Source organism: Streptomyces sp. NBC_00620 (assembly GCF_026341825.1).
GTDB lineage: Bacteria > Actinomycetota > Actinomycetes > Streptomycetales > Streptomycetaceae > Streptomyces.
Genome location: NZ_JAPENY010000001.1, coordinates 3353572 through 3371114, shown reverse-complemented (window position 1 = coordinate 3371114; position 17543 = coordinate 3353572). Strand labels below are relative to the sequence as shown.

The 17543-nt window shown below is 70.5% G+C and carries 13 protein-coding genes; 8 read left to right on the top strand and 5 right to left on the bottom strand.

Annotated features, from left to right (window positions below; all coding sequences use genetic code 11):
• Positions 1-96: 96 nt before the first annotated feature.
• Together OG246_RS15610 and OG246_RS15605 are read left to right on the top strand one after the other, a co-directional pair.
• Positions 97-1605: a PucR family transcriptional regulator gene (locus OG246_RS15610; RefSeq protein WP_266461788.1), complete on the top strand. Its 1509-nt coding sequence runs from the start codon at positions 97-99 to the stop codon at positions 1603-1605.
• 244 nt (positions 1606-1849) lie between these two features.
• Positions 1850-2638 carry a phosphatase gene (locus OG246_RS15605; RefSeq protein ID WP_266461785.1) on the top strand — a complete coding sequence of 263 codons (789 nt, stop codon included), beginning with the start codon at positions 1850-1852 and terminating at the stop codon, positions 2636-2638.
• A gap of 21 nt (positions 2639-2659) precedes the next feature.
• On the opposite strand, the gene OG246_RS15600 is transcribed toward OG246_RS15605, so the two are convergent.
• The 4 genes from OG246_RS15600 to OG246_RS15585 form a co-directional block, all read right to left on the bottom strand.
• On the bottom strand, positions 2660-3637 hold the full coding sequence (locus OG246_RS15600) for a cation diffusion facilitator family transporter (RefSeq protein ID WP_266461780.1): 978 nt from the start codon (positions 3635-3637) through the stop codon (positions 2660-2662).
• 10 nt (positions 3638-3647) lie between these two features.
• The gene (gene tesB, locus OG246_RS15595) at positions 3648-4514 is read right to left on the bottom strand and encodes an acyl-CoA thioesterase II (protein WP_266461776.1); all 867 of its coding nucleotides are present in this window, start codon (positions 4512-4514) and stop codon (positions 3648-3650) included.
• Between the two features lie 35 nt (positions 4515-4549).
• Positions 4550-5707 (bottom strand): acyl-CoA dehydrogenase family protein, encoded by a 1158-nt coding sequence (locus OG246_RS15590; RefSeq protein ID WP_266461774.1) that lies wholly within the window; start codon positions 5705-5707, stop codon positions 4550-4552.
• A gap of 170 nt (positions 5708-5877) precedes the next feature.
• A complete protein-coding gene (locus OG246_RS15585; protein WP_266461771.1) occupies positions 5878-6471 on the bottom strand; it encodes a TetR/AcrR family transcriptional regulator in 594 nt (197 codons plus the stop codon).
• A gap of 86 nt (positions 6472-6557) precedes the next feature.
• On the opposite strand from OG246_RS15585, the gene OG246_RS15580 reads away from it, so the two are divergent.
• Genes OG246_RS15580 through OG246_RS15565 form a run of 4 tightly spaced genes read left to right on the top strand, consistent with a single transcriptional unit; the run spans position 6558 to position 12243 of the window.
• Positions 6558-8177 (top strand): carboxyl transferase domain-containing protein, encoded by a 1620-nt coding sequence (locus tag OG246_RS15580; RefSeq protein WP_266461768.1) that lies wholly within the window; start codon positions 6558-6560, stop codon positions 8175-8177.
• A 13-nt stretch (positions 8178-8190) separates the two neighbouring features.
• Entirely contained in the window at positions 8191-10119 is a 1929-nt protein-coding gene (locus OG246_RS15575; RefSeq protein WP_266461765.1) for a biotin carboxylase N-terminal domain-containing protein, read from the top strand.
• Positions 10116-11072 (top strand): hydroxymethylglutaryl-CoA lyase, encoded by a 957-nt coding sequence (locus OG246_RS15570; protein ID WP_266461762.1) that lies wholly within the window; start codon positions 10116-10118, stop codon positions 11070-11072. Before OG246_RS15575 ends, OG246_RS15570 begins: the two co-directional genes overlap by 4 nt.
• A gap of 4 nt (positions 11073-11076) precedes the next feature.
• Positions 11077-12243 carry an acyl-CoA dehydrogenase family protein gene (locus OG246_RS15565; RefSeq protein WP_266461759.1) on the top strand — a complete coding sequence of 389 codons (1167 nt, stop codon included), beginning with the start codon at positions 11077-11079 and terminating at the stop codon, positions 12241-12243.
• 431 nt (positions 12244-12674) lie between these two features.
• On the opposite strand, the gene argG is transcribed toward OG246_RS15565, so the two are convergent.
• The gene (gene argG, locus OG246_RS15560; RefSeq protein WP_266461756.1) at positions 12675-14123 is read right to left on the bottom strand and encodes an argininosuccinate synthase; all 1449 of its coding nucleotides are present in this window, start codon (positions 14121-14123) and stop codon (positions 12675-12677) included.
• A 353-nt stretch (positions 14124-14476) separates the two neighbouring features.
• Here argG and OG246_RS15555 point away from each other — a divergent pair, with 353 nt between their 5' ends.
• Positions 14477-16258: a tannase/feruloyl esterase family alpha/beta hydrolase gene (locus tag OG246_RS15555; RefSeq protein ID WP_266461753.1), complete on the top strand. Its 1782-nt coding sequence runs from the start codon at positions 14477-14479 to the stop codon at positions 16256-16258.
• A gap of 223 nt (positions 16259-16481) precedes the next feature.
• A complete protein-coding gene (locus tag OG246_RS15550; RefSeq protein WP_266461750.1) occupies positions 16482-17531 on the top strand; it encodes an ABC transporter substrate-binding protein in 1050 nt (349 codons plus the stop codon).
• Positions 17532-17543: the final 12 nt, after the last annotated feature.

Below are 17543 nucleotides of genomic sequence, written 5' to 3'. Positions count from 1 at the left end.
TGCTACCGGCGGTCACGACACTAGGTGGCCGGAAAGCGACTCTGAAGTGTACGTTTCATCCACTGCCGCTGAACCGGATGGAGGGAACGTCCACCCATGCCGGACGCATCCGCCCCGCCTGTCCCGCCCACCCCGCCCGTCCCGCCGACTCCGCCCGTACCGCTCTCCGCGCTCCTTGCCCGCGAGGATCTCGGCCTGCATCAGATCGCCGGCCCCTCCGACCCGGACACGGTGATCCACTGGGCGCACACCTCGGAGATGGCGGACCCGTACCCCTACTTGCTGGGCGGCGAACTGCTCCTCACCGCCGGCGTCCACATCCCGGAGGCGGCAGGCTCGGGCACCTACTTCGACGACTACGTCTCCCGAATCGTCGCCGCAGGCGGCACAGCCCTCGGCTTCGGCCTGGCCCCGGTCCACGACACGGTCCCGCGCGCCCTGGTCGCCGCCTGCGACACATACGGCCTCCCCCTCCTGGAGGTCCCACCCCGCACCACCTTCTCGGGAGTGGCCCGAGCCGTCTGGCAACTCATGGCCCAGGCCCGCCACACGGAGCTGCGGCGGGTCACGGAGGCCCAGCAGAGCCTCGCGGCGGCTGCTGCCCGCCCGGATCCGGTACCCGCGGTGCTGCGGCAGCTCGCGCGGCGGGTGGGGGGCTGGGCTGTGCTGTACGGGCCGGAGGGGGCGGAGCTTGCGCGGGCGGGGAGGGTGGCGGGGGAAACCGCCGTGCAGGCCCTCGCCGAGTTGGCCCGGGTCGTGCGGCCCGGGGGGACCCAGAGTGGCCCCTCGCCCGCCTCCGCCACCGACACCGTGGGTGGCACGCATCTCGCCGCCTACGCCCTGGGGGCCGGACAGGGTTTCGTGCTCGGGGTCGGGGCGCCGCGGCGTGAGCCCGGGGATCACACCATCGCGTCTGTGGCGGCCGTGCTGCTCTCCCTTCTCACCGGGGAGCACCAGAGCGGCAGTGGGGCGGCGCGGTCGGCGGCGCTCGTGCGGTTGTTGCTGGGGGCCTCGCCGGAGGCGGTCGCGCCGTTGCTGGGCGGCGGGGAGCGGTGGATCGTCGTGCACGCGCGGCCCGCCGGGGACGGCCCCGCGCCGGACGCCGTCGCCGCCTCCGCGCTGGGTGCGGCGCTGGGCTCCGCGCTGGTCGACACGGGCCGCGACGTCGTACGCGTCCTCGTGCCCGGCGACCGTGAGCCCGCCCCGCAGGCGGGCTGGACCTGCGGGGTCAGCGCGCCCGTCGGCCCGCACGAGTGGGTGGCGGCCGACGCACAGGCCGCCCGTGCCCTGGCCCGCGCCCGTGCCACCCGTACGGCGCTGGTCCGCCACGGGGAGCGTCCCGCGCTCGCCGATCTCGTGCCCGCGTCGGACGCGGAGGCCCACGCGCGCGCCCTGCTCGCCCCGATCGCCGCGAATCCCGCGCTCACCGAGACCTTGCGCACCTGGCTCTCCCTGCACGGGAGTTGGGACCGTACGGCGGTGGCGCTGTCCGTCCACCGCAACACTGTGCGCCAACGCATCGCGCGGTGCTCGGCGTTGCTGGGGGCGGATCTCGATGATCCGGATGTGCGGATGGAGTTGTGGTTCGCGTTGCGGGAGGGGTGAGTCGAGGTGTGCCCTCCAAGAGGCCGAGACGGGTGGGTGGGTGGGAAACCCGCCGCGGAGCGGCCGGGAGTGTTCTGCCGCGGAGCGGTCGGGGAAAGCCCGTCGCGGAGCGGCGGAGCCCGGTCACGCCGGCCGGCGGCAACACGGCACCCGGGGCCCACAGGACCCCGTACACACAAGTGACCCGTATCCCAGGGTTCGGGACATCCGGGTCGCCCGGCGGCGCCGACGGCACAATGGACCTATGCCGATACCCGGGATCCCCAGCCGCCAAGAGCTCGTCGACCACCTCGTCAGGACGCGTATCGCGGGCGACGTAGCCACTCCCCGCGAGAACAACCTCTCTCACTACCGCAAGCTGGCGAACGGCGAGCGCAACTGGTGGCTCGGACTCGAGCTCGGTGACCGCTGGAGCGACGAGCAGGACGTGCTCGCGGTGATGGCGGAGCGCTGCGGTGTGAACGACGACCCCGAGTACCGGTACGGGCAGGACACCATCGACCCGGAGCTGACGGTCGACGCCCTGGACCGGGCGGCGGCACGGCTGCGCAAGGCGGCCGACGGCACCCAGAGCGTGCTTTTCGCGACCGGCCACCCGGGCGGCCTGCTCGACGTGCACCGCGCGACCGCCGGGGCCCTGCGCGCGGCCGGCTGCGAGATCGTGGTCATCCCGGACGGGCTGCAGACGGACGAGGGGTATGTGATGCAGTTCGCGGACGTCGCGGTCCTCGAACACGGCGCCACCCTCTGGCACACCCATTCGGGTGAGCCGATGCGGGCGATCCTCACCGGCCTGGAGCGGGAGGGCCGGCCGCTGCCCGACCTGGTCTTCGCCGACCACGGCTGGGCCGGCTTCGCGGGCCAGCAGGGCATCGACTCCATGGGCTACGCCGACTGCAACGACCCCGCCCTGTTCCTCGCCGAGTCCGAGGGCACCCTCCAGGTCGCGATCCCGCTGGACGACCACGTGACCAGCCCGCGGTTCTACGACCCGATGACGGCGTACCTCCTGGATGCGGCGGGCCTGCTCTGACCCCACCCGCTCAATCCGTGGTCACGGCCACGGATTGAGCCCCTCCTCCCGCCGCTGCGCGTACCCCGGCGTCGGGTCCAGATACACCCGGCTCACCCCGGGGAACACCTCCCGCAGCCGCGCCTCCGCCTGTTCGCAGGCCCACTCGATCTGCGCGGCCGTCGACACGTCCCGGAAGTCGACCTTCGCGGCGACCAGTGCCTCGTGCGGCCCCTGCACCAGCGTCGTCAACTCCAGTACGGCTTCCACGTGTTCCACCGCGAGGAGTTCGGCCCGGATCCGCTCCCGCATCGGCTTGGGCAGCGGCCGCCCGATGAGCAGCTCGGCGTTGGAGCGGCCGAGGACCCAGGCGACGTACAGCAGGAGCAGGCCGATGCAGAGGGAGGCGACGCCGTCCCAGACCCCGGAGCCGGTGAGCTGTCCGCCGAGCAGGCCGCCCGCTGCGAGCAGCAGGCCCACCAGCGCGGCCGAGTCCTCCATGACGACGGCCTTCACGGCGGTGTCGGGCGTGTGCCGGAAGTAGAGCTTGAAGGAGGCTCCGAAGCGCTCCGCCTCGCCCCGCGCCTGGCGGACGCCGGTGCGCAGCGAGTAGCCCTCCAGGAGGAAGGCGACGGCAAGCACGATGTACGAGATGAGCGGGTCGCCGAGTTCCTCGCCCGCGACGAGGGTGTGGATGCCGTCGTAGATCGAGAACACCGCGCCGCCGACGAAGGTGGCGACCGCCGCGAGCATCGCCCAGATGTAGCGCTCGGGCCCGTATCCGAGCGGATGGTCCTCGTCCGCCGGTTTCTCGCTGCGCTTCAGCGCGGTCAGCAGCAGCAACTCGGTGACCGTGTCCGCCACCGAGTGCGCCGCCTCGGACAACATCGCGCTGGATCCGCTGATCACGCCGGCGACGGCCTTGGCGAGTGCGATCCCGAGATTGGCGACGGCGGCGACGATCACCGTGAAGGTGCTCTCGCCGCCGCCCTGTTGTTCCGCCTGTGCAGCTTCAGCCATGCCCCAAGTGTTACCGGGGGACGCGGACCACGCCTTCCTGGATCACCGATATGGCGAGTTGTCCGTCCTGCGTGTAGATGCGGGCCTGGCCCAGACCCCGCCCGCCCGACGCGGACGGCGACTCCTGGTCGTACAGCAGCCATTCGTCGGCGCGGAAGGGCCGGTGGAACCACATCGCGTGGTCGAGGGAGGCGCCGACGACGTCGCCGACGGCCCAGCCGCCGCGCCCGTGGGCGAGCAGGATGGAGTCCAGGAGCGTCATGTCGGAGACGTAGGTGGCCAGGCAGACGTGCAGCAGGGGGTCGTCGGCGAGTTTGCCGTTGGTGCGGAACCACACCTGCGAGCGCGGTTCGCGCGGCTCCCCGAACCTGCCGTACGGCGGGTCGTCGACGTAGCGCAGATCGACCGCGGCGCGCGACTCCAGGAACTTCTCCACGACGTCGGGGTCGAGGTGCTTGTACGCGGGGAGCCGCTCCTCGGCGGTGGGGAGCGTGGCGGGGTCGGGCGCGTACGGCATCGGCGTCTGGTGGTCGAAGCCCTCTTCGCGTTTCTGGAAGGACGCGGAGAGGTGGAAGATCGGCTGCCCGTGCTGGACGGCGACCACCCGGCGGGTGGTGAAGGAACGGCCGTCGCCGATGCGGTCCACGGTGTAGACGATGGGCGCGCCGGGGTCGCCGGTGCGCAGGAAGTACGAGTGGAGGGAGTGGGCGAACCGGTCGTCGGGGACCGTACGCCCCGCGGCGACGAGCGCCTGTGCCGCGACCTGTCCGCCGAAGACTCGTGGGACGACGGCGGACCGGGACTGGCCGCGGAAGATGTTCTCCTCGATCTGCTCGAGGTCGAGCAGATCGAGGAGAGACTGAAGTGCCTGACTCATGGAGCCATTTCTACTGGCCAGTAATTTCGGGAACCTTACAGGCCCATGTCCTTCGCGATGATCATCTTCATGACCTCGCTGGTGCCGCCGTAGATCCTGTTCACACGGTTGTCCGCGTACAGGCGGGCGATCGGGTACTCGTTCATGAAGCCGTAGCCGCCGTGCAGCTGGAGGCAGCGGTCGATGACGCGGTGCGCGACCTCGGTGCAGAACAGCTTGGCGCTCGCGGCCTCGGCCGGGGACAGCTCGCCCGCGTCGAGGGCCTCCAGGGAGCGGTCGGCGACGGCCTGCGCGGCGTCCACCTCGGCCTGGCAGGCGGCCAGCTCGAACTTGGTGTTCTGGAAGTGGGCGACCTGCTTGCCGAAGACGGTGCGCTCCTGGACGTACTCCTTGGCGAACCGGACGGCCGCCGCGGCCTGCGCGTACGCGCCGAACGCGATGCCCCAGCGCTCGGAGGGCAGGTTGCCGCCGAGGTAGTAGAAGCCCTTGTTCTCCTCGCCGAGCAGGTCCTCGACCGGCACCTTCACGTCGACGAACGCCAGCTCGGCGGTGTCGGAGGTCTTCAGGCCGAGCTTGTCGAGCTTGCGGCCTATCGAGTAGCCCTCGGACTTGGTGTCCACGGCGAAGAGGGAGATGCCGAAGCGGCGGTCCTCGGCCGTGGGCGCGGAGGTGCGGGCGCAGACGATGACCTTGTCCGCGTGCACACCGCCGGTGATGAAGGTCTTGGAGCCGTTGAGGACGTAGTGCGTGCCGTCCTCGGAGAGCTTCGCGGTGGTCTTCATGCCCGCGAGGTCGGAACCGGTGCCCGGCTCGGTCATCGCGAGGGCCCACATCTCCTCGCCGGAGACGAACTTCGGCAGGAAGCGCTTCTTCTGCTCGTCGGTGGCGAGCGCCTTGATGTAGGGCAGGCCGAGCAGCACGTGCACACCGGAGCCGCCGAAGGAGACACCCGCGCGGGCGGTCTCCTCGTACATCACGGCCTCGAACTTGTACGAGTCGATGCCCGCGCCGCCGTACTCCTCGTCCACACGGATGCCGAAGACGCCCAGCTCGGCCAGCTTGTAGTAGAAGTCGCGCGGCGCCTGGCCCGCGGCGAACCACTCGTCGTAGACGGGGACGACCTCGGCCTCGATGAAGGCCCGGAGGGTCTCCCGGAACGCCTCGTGGTCCTCGTTGAACACAGTACGGCGCACCGCCGACACCCTCCTTTGCGGCTAAACCGCCGCCGCTCTCGCGTATGTGGTTGCTCGCCGTGGGGGTTGCTCAATTGATGGTTGCGGTCCCTGCGGCTAAGCGCTTGCTCAGAATCTAGGTTACCCGGCAGTCACGACTGCCGTCCAGAGCAACCGTCCCGAGACGCTCGTCACTCCCCTGCCGCCTCGAAGGCACCCCGGGCCATCCGGTGCAGCAGAGCGGCACTGGTGGCGCGGCCCGGCAGTGAGCCCGGGCGGGCCAGGTGCGGTGTGGAGTTGAGCAGGCCGAAGACCGAGTGCACCGCCGAGCGGGCCGTGGGTTCGGCCAGGGCCGGATAGACCTCGCGTACGACCTCCACCCAGAGCTCGACGTACTGGCGCTGGAGCTGCCGTACGAGCTTGCGGTCGCTGTCGCGGAGGCGGTCCAGCTCGCGGTCGTGCAGGGTGATCAGGGGGCGGTCGTCGAGCGCGAAGTCGATGTGCCCCTCGATGAGGGAGTCGAGGACCTGCTCCGAAGGGTTCCCGTCGGCCTCCGCGACGCGCCGCTTCGCGCCGGTCAGCAGCTGCCCACTGATCCCCACGAGGAGCTCGGCGAGCATCGCGTCCTTGCCGGGGAAGTGCCGGTACAGACCGGGGCCGCTGATGCCGACCGCGGCCCCTATCTCATCCACTCCCACACCGTGGAAGCCGCGCTCGGCGAAGAGCCGGGCGGCTTCCTTGAGGATCTGCTCGCGACGGGTGGGTGCGTCGGTTCTCGTGGCCATGAAAGTAATTCTAGACAGGAAGGTTAGCGGTCGTTAACCTGAAGGAAACGCGTTAACGCTCATTAACAAGGTGAGGGGTCCGCGCAATGCACCACGAGGCACCGGAGCTGACGAGCGCGGCAGACCCCGCGTCGGAGGCCTGGCGAGCCAATGAGGCGGCCCATCGCGCGCTGGGCGAGGAGCTGCGGCAGAAGCTGGCCGCGGCCCGCCTCGGCGGCGGCGAGCGGGCGCGGGACCGGCACACCGCGCGCGGGAAGCTGCTGCCGCGCGACCGCGTGGACGCGCTCCTGGACCCGGGCTCGCCCTTCCTGGAACTGGCTCCGCTGGCCGCGGACGGGCTGTACGACGGGCAGGCCCCGGCCGCCGGAGTGATCGCCGGGATCGGCCGGGTGAGCGGCCGCGAGTGCGTGATCGTCGCCAATGACGCGACCGTCAAGGGCGGCACGTACTACCCGATGACGGTGAAGAAGCACCTGCGCGCCCAGGAGGTGGCGCTCGAGAACCGCCTCCCCTGCATCTACCTGGTGGACTCCGGGGGCGCCTTCCTCCCCATGCAGGACGAGGTCTTCCCCGACCGCGAGCACTTCGGGCGGATCTTCTACAACCAGGCGCGGATGTCGGGCGCCGGCATCCCGCAGATCGCGGCCGTCCTCGGCTCCTGCACGGCGGGCGGCGCGTACGTCCCCGCGATGAGCGACGAGGCCGTGATCGTGCGCAATCAGGGCACGATCTTCCTCGGCGGCCCTCCCCTGGTGAAAGCCGCCACCGGCGAGGTCGTCACCGCCGAGGAACTGGGCGGCGGCGAGGTCCACGCGCGCGTGTCGGGCGTCACCGACCACCTCGCCGAGGACGACGCTCACGCGCTGCGGATCGTACGGAACATCGCCGCGACCCTCCCCGCGCGCGGGCCCCTGCCATGGACGGTCCAGCCTTCGTCCGAGCCCAAGGTCGATCCGTACGGGCTGTACGGCGCCGTGCCGGTCGACTCCCGGACCCCCTATGACGTACGCGAGATCATCGCGCGCGTGGTCGACGGTTCGCGTTTCTCGGAGTTCAAGGCGGAGTTCGGGCAGACCCTGGTCACCGGCTTCGCGCACATCCACGGACACCCGGTCGGGATCGTCGGCAACAACGGCATCCTGTTCTCCGAATCGGCTCAGAAGGGCGCCCACTTCATTGAGCTGTGCGACCAGCGGGGCATCCCCCTGGTCTTCCTGCAGAACATCTCGGGGTTCATGGTCGGGCGGCAGTACGAGGCCGGTGGCATCGCCAAGCACGGCGCCAAGATGGTCACGGCCGTCGCCTGCACACGCGTGCCGAAGCTGACCGTGGTGGTGGGCGGGTCGTACGGAGCGGGCAACTACTCGATGTGCGGCCGGGCGTACTCGCCGCGCTTCCTGTGGATGTGGCCGAACGCCAAGATCTCCGTGATGGGCGGCGAGCAGGCCTCCTCCGTCCTCGCGACCGTCAAGCGCGACCAGTTGGAGGCGCGCGGGGAGTCCTGGCCCGCCGAGGACGAAGAGGCCTTCAAGGATCCGATCCGCGAGCAGTACGAGCGCCAGGGGAACGCCTACTACGCGACGGCCCGCCTCTGGGACGACGGCGTGATCGACCCGATGGAGACCCGGCAGGTGCTGGGGCTCGCCCTGACCGCTTGCGCCAACGCGCCGCTGGGTGAACCCCAGTTCGGCGTCTTCCGGATGTGAGGGACCTCTGACGATGTTCGACACCGTTCTTGTGGCCAACCGGGGCGAGATCGCCGTCCGGGTCATCCGCACGCTGCGCTCGCTCGGCGTGCGCTCGGTGGCCGTCTTCTCCGACGCCGACGCCGACGCCCGGCATGTGCGCGAGGCGGACACGGCGGTACGGATCGGTCCGGCGCCGGCCGCCGAGAGCTATCTGTCCGCCGAGCGGCTCCTCGAGGCCGCCGCGCGTTCGGGAGCACAGGCGGTGCACCCCGGGTACGGCTTCCTCGCGGAGAACGCCTCCTTCGCCCGGGCCTGCGCGGCCGCCGGGCTGGTCTTCATCGGGCCGCCCGCGGAGGCGATCGCGCTGATGGGCGACAAGATCCGCGCCAAGGAGACGGTCGAGGCGGCCGGCGTCCCGGTGGTCCCGGGCTCGTCCGGCAGCGGGCTCACGGACGCGGAGCTGGTCGACGCCGCCCGCGAGGTCGGTATGCCGGTGCTGCTGAAGCCCTCGGCGGGCGGCGGCGGCAAGGGCATGCGGCTGGTGCGGGATGCGTCCCTGCTCTCCGATGAGATCGCGGCCGCCCGGCGCGAGGCCCACGCCTCCTTCGGCGACGACACCCTCCTCGTCGAGCGGTGGATCGACCGCCCCCGGCACATCGAGATCCAGGTCCTGGCGGACGGCCACGGGAACGTGGTCCACCTCGGCGAGCGCGAGTGCTCCCTGCAGCGCCGCCACCAGAAGATCATCGAGGAGGCGCCGAGTGTGCTCCTCGACGCCGGGACCCGCGCCGCGATGGGCGAGGCGGCGGTCCAGGCGGCCCGGTCCTGCGGTTACCGGGGCGCGGGCACGGTGGAGTTCATCGTGCCGGGCGTGGACCCCTCCTCGTACTTCTTCATGGAGATGAACACCCGCCTCCAGGTGGAGCATCCGGTGACCGAGCTGATCACGGGGCTCGACCTGGTGGAGTGGCAGCTCCGGGTGGCAGCCGGTGAGCAACTCCCGTACGGGCAGGGTGACATCACGCTCACGGGGCACGCGGTGGAGGCGCGGGTGTGTGCCGAGGACCCCGCGCGCGGTTTCCTCCCCTCCGGGGGCACGGTGCTCGCGCTGCACGAGCCCCAGGGCGACGGCGTACGCACCGACTCGGGGCTGACCGAGGGCAGCGAGGTCGGTTCCCTCTACGACCCGATGCTGTCCAAGGTCATCGCGTACGGGCCGGACCGCCCGACCGCGCTGCGCAAACTCCGGGCCGCCCTCGCGGACACGGTGACACTGGGGGTGCAGACGAACGCGGGGTTCCTGCGGAGGCTGCTCGCCCACCCCGCCGTGGTGGCCGGGGAGTTGGACACGGGTCTGGTGGAGCGGGAGGCGGAGGGGCTCGTCCCCGTGGAGGTGCCGGAGGCGGTGTACGAGGCGGCCGCGGCCGTACGCCTCGATGCGCTCACCCCTCGTGCGAGCGGCTGGACCAATCCCTTCTCGGTGCCGAGCGGCTGGCGGCTGGGGGGCGAACCCAAGCCCGTGGGATTCCATCTGCGTGTGCTCGACCCCGTGGAGTACGTTCCGCGTGGCACCCACACCGTCACCGCCGGCCAGGTGTCGGTGGTCCTGGACGGCGTGCGCCACACCTTCCACCGGGCCGGCGACTGGCTCGGCAGAGACGGTGACGCCTGGCAGGTCCGCGACCACGACCCGGTCGCCGCCTCCCTCACCGGCGCCGCGCACGCCGGTGCCGACTCGCTCACCGCGCCCATGCCCGGGACGGTGACCGTGGTGAAGGTCGCCGTCGGGGACGAAGTGGCCGCCGGGCAGAGCCTGTTGGTCGTCGAGGCGATGAAGATGGAGCACGTCGTCTCCGCACCGCACGCCGGGACCGTGAGCGAGCTGGACGTCACACCGGGCACGACGGTCGCCATGGACCAGGTCCTCGCCGTGATCGCACCGCACGAGGAGGCGGAATGACCGTATCGGGACTGCCCATGGCCGTACCGGCCCAGGACCTGCCCGCCCGGGTGAGGATCCACGAGGTCGGCGCACGCGACGGGCTGCAGAACGAGAAGGCGACCGTGCCGACCGAGGTCAAGGCGGAGTTCATCCGGCGCCTGGCCGAAGCGGGCCTGACCACCATCGAGGCCACCAGCTTCGTCCACCCGGACTGGGTGCCCCAACTCGCGGACGCGGAGCAGCTGTTCCCCCTCGTACGGGATCTGCCGGGCGTCCACCTCCCGGTACTCGTACCGAACGAACGCGGTCTCGACCGGGCCCGCGCACTGGGCGCCACCCGCGTCGCCGTCTTCGCCAGCGCCACGGAGACCTTCGCGAAGGCCAACCTCAACCGGACGGTCGACGAGGCGCTGGCCATGTTCGATCCGGTCATCGCCCACGCCAAGAAGGACAAGCTCCACGTCCGCGGCTACCTCTCGATGTGCTTCGGCGACCCCTGGGAAGGCGCCGTCCCCATCCACCAGGTCGTCCGCGTCTGCAGGACGCTGCTCGACATGGGCTGCGACGAGCTGAGCCTCGGCGACACCATCGGCGTGGCGACACCCGGCCATGTACAGGCCCTCCTCGCCGAGCTCAACGAGGAGGGTGTGCCGACCAGTTCGATCGGCGTGCACTTCCACGACACCTACGGCCAGGCGCTCGCCAACACCCTCGCCGCGCTCCAGCACGGTGTCACGACGATCGACGCCTCCGCCGGCGGCCTCGGCGGCTGCCCGTACGCCAAGTCCGCGACCGGCAACCTGGCCACCGAAGACCTCGTATGGATGCTCCAGGGCCTCGGTATCGACACCGGGGTCGATCTCGGCCGTCTCACCGCCACCAGCGTGTGGATGGCCGACCAGTTGGGCCGACCCAGCCCGTCCCGCACCGTCAAAGCGCTCGGTGGAACACCACAGCAGCACAAGGAGTGACCCCATGTCCCTCGATCACCGCCTCTCCCCCGAACTCGACGAACTCCGCCGTACGGTCGAGGAGTTCGCCCACGATGTCGTCGCACCGAAGATCGGTGACTTCTACGAGCGGCACGAGTTCCCGTACGAGATCGTGCGGGAAATGGGCCGGATGGGCCTGTTCGGGCTGCCGTTCCCGGAGGAGTACGGCGGCATGGGCGGCGACTATCTCGCCCTCGGTATCGCGCTGGAGGAACTGGCCCGCGTCGACTCCTCCGTGGCCATCACCCTGGAGGCCGGCGTCTCACTCGGCGCCATGCCGATCCACCTCTTCGGCACCGACGCCCAGAAGGCCGAGTGGCTGCCCCGCCTCTGCTCCGGCGAGATCCTCGGCGCGTTCGGGCTGACCGAACCGGACGGCGGCTCGGACGCGGGCGCGACCCGCACGACGGCCCGCCTCGACCCGGCGACGGACGAGTGGGTGATCAACGGCACGAAGTGCTTCATCACCAACTCGGGCACCGACATCACGGGCCTGGTCACGGTCACCGCGGTCACGGGCCGCAAGGAAGACGGCAGGCCGCACATCTCCTCGATCATCGTCCCGTCCGGCACCCCGGGCTTCACGGTCGCCGCCCCGTACTCCAAGGTCGGCTGGAACGCCTCGGACACCCGGGAGTTGTCCTTCGCGGACGTCCGCGTCCCCGCCGCCAACCTCCTCGGCGAGGAAGGCCGCGGTTACGCCCAGTTCCTCCGCATCCTCGACGAGGGGCGCATCGCCATCTCCGCCCTCGCGACCGGGCTCGCCCAGGGCTGCGTCGACGAGTCGGTGAAGTACGCCAGGGAACGGCACGCGTTCGGCAAGAACATCGGCGCCTACCAGGCCATCCAGTTCAAGATCGCCGATATGGAGATGAAGGCGCACATGGCCCGCGTCGGCTGGCGCGACGCCGCCTCCCGGCTGGTCGCCGGAGAACCCTTCAAGAAGGAGGCGGCGATCGCCAAGCTCTACTCCTCCACCATCGCCGTCGACAACGCCCGCGAGGCCACCCAGATCCACGGCGGCTACGGCTTCATGAACGAGTACCCGGTGGCCCGGATGTGGCGCGACTCCAAGATCCTGGAGATCGGGGAGGGGACGAGTGAGGTACAACGGATGCTGATCGCCCGGGAGTTGGGGCTCGTGGGCTGATCGACGCAGGGGCGGGCCCCGGCGGGTGAATCCGCCGGGGCCCGCTGCCCGGGTGCGTACGAACGGCGCTTGGCGCCCACCACCGGTGACCGGCGCTGGTGACCGGCGCTGGTGACCGGCGCTGGTGTTCTGCGACTGACGCTGGTGACCGGCGCCGGTGTTCTGCGACCGGCGCCTGACTCCCGCACCGGTGATCGGCGGCTGGTGGTCTGCTACCGGCACTTGACTCCCGCCGCCGAGCCGACGACTGGTGGCCTACGGCGGGACACCGACGGCCGATCACCGGCGGCCGGTGATCTCCTACCGGCACCTGCCTCCCACCACCGGTGACCGACAGCTGGTCCCCGACGACCGGTGACCGGGCGGCCCGGGTGACCGGGGGCCGGGTGACCGGGCGGCCCGGGGCCGGGTGACCGGCCGGCCTGCCGGACTCAGTCCGTGCCCGACTCCATCGCCGCCCGGTCCAGCATCGTCTCCTCGTCCGTGGCCTCGCCGCGCGAGGCGATCGCCTCCGCGCCGCCCGTGTCCATGGCGCCGATCAGACCGGTCGAGGCCGCCTGCGCGGCGCCGATCGGCGTCGGGTGGGCGGTGCCGACCAGGCCGAGCCCCACGTACTGCTCGAGCCGGGCACGGGAGTCCGCGATGTCCAGGTTCCGCATGGTGAGCTGGCCGATCCGGTCCACCGGGCCGAACGCCGAGTCCTCGGTGCGCTCCATGGAGAGCTTGTCCGGGTGGTAGCTGAGGGCCGCGCCCTGGGTGTCGAGGATCGAGTAGTCCTCGCCGCGCCGCAGCCGCACGGTCACCTCGCCGGTGATCGCCGCGCCGACCCAGCGCTGCAGCGACTCACGCACCATCAGCGCCTGCGGGTCCAGCCAGCGGCCCTCGTAGAGCAGCCGGCCGAGCTGCCTGCCCCGGTTGTGGTACGCGGCCACGGTGTCCTCGTTGTGGATCGCGTTGACCAGGCGCTCGTAGGCGATGTGCAGCAGCGCCATGCCGGGCGCCTCGTAGATGCCGCGGCTCTTGGCCTCGATGATCCGGTTCTCGATCTGATCGGACATGCCGAGGCCGTGCCGGCCGCCGATCGCGTTGGCCTCCATGACGAGGTCGACCGCGGAGGCGAACTCCTTGCCATTGATGGTGACCGGGCGGCCCTGGTCGAAGCCGACCGTCACGTCCTCCGTGGCGATCTCCACCGACGGGTCCCAGAACCGCACGCCCATGATCGGGTCGACCGTCTCGATGCCGGTGTCGAGGTGCTCAAGGGTCTTGGCCTCGTGCGTGGCGCCCCAGATGTTGGCGTCCGTGGAGTACGCCTTCTCCGTCGAGTCCCGGTAGGGCAGCTCGTGCGCGAGCAGCCACTCCGACATCTCCTTGCGGCCGCCGAGCTCCGTGACGAAGTCCGCGTCCAGCCAGGGCTTGTAGATCCGCAGGTGCGGGTTGGCGAGCAGCCCGTACCGGTAGAACCGCTCGATGTCGTTGCCCTTGAACGTGGAGCCGTCGCCCCAGATCTGGACCCCGTCCTCGAGCATGGCCCGCACCAGCAGCGTGCCGGTCACGGCACGCCCCAGCGGCGTGGTGTTGAAGTACGGGCGCCCGCCCGACTTGATGTGGAACGCGCCGCACGCGAGCGCCGCAAGACCTTCCTCGACCAGCGCAGCACGGCAGTCGACGAGCCGGGCGATCTCGGCGCCGTAGGCGAAGGCACGGTCGGGCACGGACGCGATGTCGGGCTCGTCGTACTGGCCGATGTCGGCGGTGTACGTGCACGGGACGGCGCCCTTGTCACGCATCCAGGCGACGGCGACCGAGGTGTCGAGCCCGCCGGAGAAGGCAATGCCGACGCGCTCGCCGGTGGGGAGGGAGGTGAGGACCTTGGACATGGCAAGATTATGCAACAGAACGCATGATCATGCAACGCCGGGTGGTGAGGGCACCCATCGGCGGAAATCCGCTTTCAACCTTTGACGTACAAGCAGGCCCCCACCGCCGGCGACTGAAGACAGGCGGCGGTGTCGAAATCCGCCCCCTCCCCCGGAATGCGGGACCGGACCGAACCGGCCCGCCAGACCCGGTAAACCTCTGACGAAATCGTCGACAATCTCGTCGACATCTATTGCGCCAGGATTAACGCCGGGCTACGTTCCTTCGCTGTGCCGTCGCTGAACGCACCCCCCTCCCCGGGGCGGTGCGGCCGGCCGGCGTCCCGTGCCGCCGATCGAATGGAGACCCGAGCATGCCCACGCTGTTCAGATGGCACCGGTGGAAATCAGCGACCTTCATGGCCACCCTCGCCGCCGGCCTCGCGCTGGTGACCGGCGGGAGCATGGCGCTCGCCAACGGCGCGACCGGCAGCACGCAGGCAACGGCCTCCACCTCCGCCTCGGTCAACGCCACCACATCGAGCAGCACTTCCTCCGGCATAGCGCCGGCCATGTCCTGCACCGGTATCGCGTCGCAGGACCTGGCCGCCGCCGTCCCCGATGTGCCCTTCGAGATCACCTCGGCCACGGAGCTGGCCGCCGGCAGCAACACGCTCGGCAACTGGGCGGCGTGCGTGGTGAAGGGCGTGATCGCCCCGCAGATCCACTTCGAGCTGCGTCTTCCGCAGACGGGCTGGCAGGCCAACTACCTCCAGGTCGGCTGCGGCGGTCTCTGCGGCAGCGTGAACGTGAACAGCGCCCCCGCCTCGGCCGGTTGCGTCCCGCTGACCAGCGGCGCCTTCGCCGTCGCCTCCAGCGACGAGGGCCACTCGCAGGGCGGCGGACTGTTCTCCACCGACCCCACCCTGCGCGCCGACTTCGGTTACAAGTCCGACCACCTGCTCGCCCAGGCGGCCAAGGTCCTCATCAAGACGTACTACGGGCAGGCCGCCACCCACTCCTACTTCGACGGCTGCTCGCAGGGCGGCCACCAGGCCCTGACGGAGGCTCAGCGCTACCCGACCGACTTCGACGGCATCATCGCCGGCGCCCCGGCCAACAACTTCACCGCGCTGAACACCTTCTCGCACGCCTGGACCGCCCAGTCCGTCTACCTCAACGGCGGCCCGGCCACGATCACCAACGCCGACCTCGCGGCGCTGCACGAGGCCGTGCTCAAGGGCTGCGGCGCACCCGCCGACGGCATCATCGCCGACCCGCTGAGCTGCACCTGGGACCCGGCCACCATCAAGTGCGCGGCCGGACAGACCTCCACGTCCGCCGACTACTGCCTGACCGCGGACCAGGTCACCACCCTGCGCCGGATCTACGCAGGGCCGACCGACGAGAACGGTGAACTGCTGTACCCGGGTTACCAGTTGCGCGGCTCCGAGCTGAACTGGGCCGGGATCATCACCCCCGCCACGGCCACCGGCGCCTCCGGCGACATCAGCTTCGTCCGCGAGACCATCCGGTACCAGATCTTCAACAGCCCCCAGCCGACGCTGACTTACAAGGACATCAAGTTCACGGCGGCCTACTACAAGAAGGTCATGGCGCTGGGCGAGGGCATGTACGACGCCACCGACCCGGACCTGAAGGCGTTCAAGGCGGCTGGCGGCAAGCTGATCCTCTGGCACGGGCTGGGCGATCAGCACATCCCGGCCGTCGGCACCATGGCGTACTACAAGGCCGTACAGAAGGTCATGGGCGGCGCCGCGGCGACCGAGAGCTTCGCCCGGCTGTTCCTGCTCCCCGGCGTCGCGCACTGCGGCGGCGGCCAGGGCCCGAACACCTTCGACGCGCTGACCGCCATGGTCGACTGGGTCACGAAGGGCGACGCCCCGAGCAGCCTGACGACCAAGTCCGTTGACAGCAGCGGGAACACGACCGCCACCCGCCCGGTCTACCCGTTCCCGTACATCGCCGAGAACACCACGGGCGGCCCGGCCGACGAGGCCGGCAGCTACACCCCCGTCAGGTCCACCGCCGAGGCCGGTCTCAAGCTGAACTGGCTCGGTTCCTTCCGCTCCGGCTACGAGACGGTCGGCAACTGGGTCAACGGCAAGTGGGTGGTCAGCAAGGGCAAGGTCTGATCGTCCGAGGCGATCGGAATCAGCCAGTGACGTCAGGCGTCGCGGCTCCCGGCTTCCGCCGTGGACCGCGGCGCCGTCGTACGTGTGGACCGCCGTCGGCCTTACGCACTGCGGGCATTCCGGCAGATGGGACCCACCTCTGGACAACTGCTGAGGTTAGGCTAACCTACCTTCGAACTTGTCAGGCGGGCGCTCCCGCCCCGTGCCGAAAGCAGCCACACACATGTCCAACGCCCGTGCCACCCACGTCACCCGTCGCGGCATCCTCGCCGCCGGCGGCGCCCTCGGCCTCGGTGCCGTTCTCGCCGCCTGCGGAGACGACGACTCGACCAGCACTGGCTCGGCGGACGAGACGAAGGCCGCCGCGTCGGCCGGCCCCTGGACGTTCAAGGACGACCGCGGCACCACGGTGAAGCTGGACAAGATCCCGGCGAACATAGTCGCCTTCACCGGTGTGGCCGCCGCACTCTTCGACTACGGCATCGAGGTCAAGGGCGTCTTCGGCCCGACCACGACCGCGGACGGCAAGGCCGATGTCCAGGCCGGCGACATGGACGTCAGCAAGCTGACGGTGCTCGGCAACGAGTGGGGCCAGTTCAACATCGAGAAGTACGCGGCCCTCACGCCCGACGTGCTGATCTCCACGCTGTTCGACGACGCGGGCACCCTCTGGTACGTCCCCGAGGAGTCCAAGGACAAGATCCTCAAGCTCGCCCCGAGCGTCGGCATCTCCGTGTACGACCGTCAGATGCCGGTGTCGCTGGAGCGCATGTACGCGCTCGCCGAGTCGCTCGGCGCCGACGTGAAGGCCGCCAAGGTCGTCGAGGCGAAGAAGAAGTTCGAGACGGCCGCCGAGCGGCTCCGCGCGGCGGCCAAGGCCCGCCCGGAGATCAAGGTCCTGGCCGGCTCCGCGAGCCAGGACATCTTCTACGTCTCCGGCTCGAACCTCTCCATCGACCTGGAGTACTTCAAGGCGCTCGGCGTGAACATCGTCGAGCCCTCGGCCAGCGCACTGAAGGCCAGTGGCGGCTGGTTCGAGAACCTGAGCTGGGAGAACGTCGACAAGTACCCGGCGGACATCATCATCATGGACGACCGCAGCGCGACCATCCAGCCGGCCGACATCACCGAGGCCACCTGGAAGAAGCTGCCCGCCGTCAAGGCCGGCCAGGTCATCGCCCGCTCCCCCGAGCCGATCGTGTCCTACGCCAAGTGCACCCCGCTTCTCGACAACCTCGCCGAGGCCATCGAGAACGCCAAGAAGGTCGCCTGACACCCCCTGTCG

Coding starts and splice junctions, on each gene's coding strand:
- tesB (WP_266461776.1), bottom strand. CDS start 4,514: ATGAGTCAGGCACTTCAGTCTCTCCTCGATCTGCTCGACCTCGAGCAG.
- argG (WP_266461756.1), bottom strand. CDS start 14,123: ATGTCCAAGGTCCTCACCTCCCTCCCCACCGGCGAGCGCGTCGGCATT.
- OG246_RS15550 (WP_266461750.1), top strand. CDS start 16,482: ATGTCCAACGCCCGTGCCACCCACGTCACCCGTCGCGGCATCCTCGCC.
- OG246_RS15600 (WP_266461780.1), bottom strand. CDS start 3,637: ATGGCTGAAGCTGCACAGGCGGAACAACAGGGCGGCGGCGAGAGCACC.
- OG246_RS15575 (WP_266461765.1), top strand. CDS start 8,191: ATGTTCGACACCGTTCTTGTGGCCAACCGGGGCGAGATCGCCGTCCGG.
- OG246_RS15570 (WP_266461762.1), top strand. CDS start 10,116: ATGACCGTATCGGGACTGCCCATGGCCGTACCGGCCCAGGACCTGCCC.
- OG246_RS15585 (WP_266461771.1), bottom strand. CDS start 6,471: ATGGCCACGAGAACCGACGCACCCACCCGTCGCGAGCAGATCCTCAAG.
- OG246_RS15565 (WP_266461759.1), top strand. CDS start 11,077: ATGTCCCTCGATCACCGCCTCTCCCCCGAACTCGACGAACTCCGCCGT.
- OG246_RS15555 (WP_266461753.1), top strand. CDS start 14,477: ATGCCCACGCTGTTCAGATGGCACCGGTGGAAATCAGCGACCTTCATG.
- OG246_RS15610 (WP_266461788.1), top strand. CDS start 97: ATGCCGGACGCATCCGCCCCGCCTGTCCCGCCCACCCCGCCCGTCCCG.
- OG246_RS15605 (WP_266461785.1), top strand. CDS start 1,850: ATGCCGATACCCGGGATCCCCAGCCGCCAAGAGCTCGTCGACCACCTC.
- OG246_RS15580 (WP_266461768.1), top strand. CDS start 6,558: ATGCACCACGAGGCACCGGAGCTGACGAGCGCGGCAGACCCCGCGTCG.